The sequence below is a fragment of the Paenibacillus sp. GbtcB18 genome, from assembly GCF_019091125.1.
In the GTDB taxonomy this organism is placed as follows: Bacteria; Bacillota; Bacilli; order Paenibacillales; family NBRC-103111; genus Paenibacillus_F; species Paenibacillus_F chitinolyticus.
The window spans coordinates 1-242 of sequence record NZ_JAGXJX010000753.1 but is presented as its reverse complement, the minus strand read 5'-3'; the positions used below and the strand labels follow the sequence as shown (position 1 = coordinate 242).

Annotated in this window: 1 protein-coding gene; it reads right to left on the bottom strand. The window is 57.0% G+C overall.

Annotated elements, in window-relative coordinates:
• A partial coding sequence (locus KVT34_RS30945) for a penicillin-binding transpeptidase domain-containing protein (RefSeq protein WP_254635261.1) occupies window positions 1-242 on the bottom strand: 242 nt, incomplete at both ends.

The following is a 242-nucleotide window of genomic DNA, read 5'->3' as shown; positions in this document are numbered from 1 at the left end:
ATGAACGCATTTCCGCCGGTCCCTTTCGCCACGACGCTTTCCAGTGCCTCACGGACTTGCGTCGACGTCGCTTCCGAGATTACCGTATCCACCAGCTCCGGTTTGACCGTTACGACCACTCGCCCCGTTTCGGACTCTATCCATGATTTGGCGACATGCGTCCTGAATAACTTACCCCCGTTAATCGCCGTCGAAAGGGCTGTGATCTGCTGAATCGGCGTAGAGGATACCCCCTGTCCGAG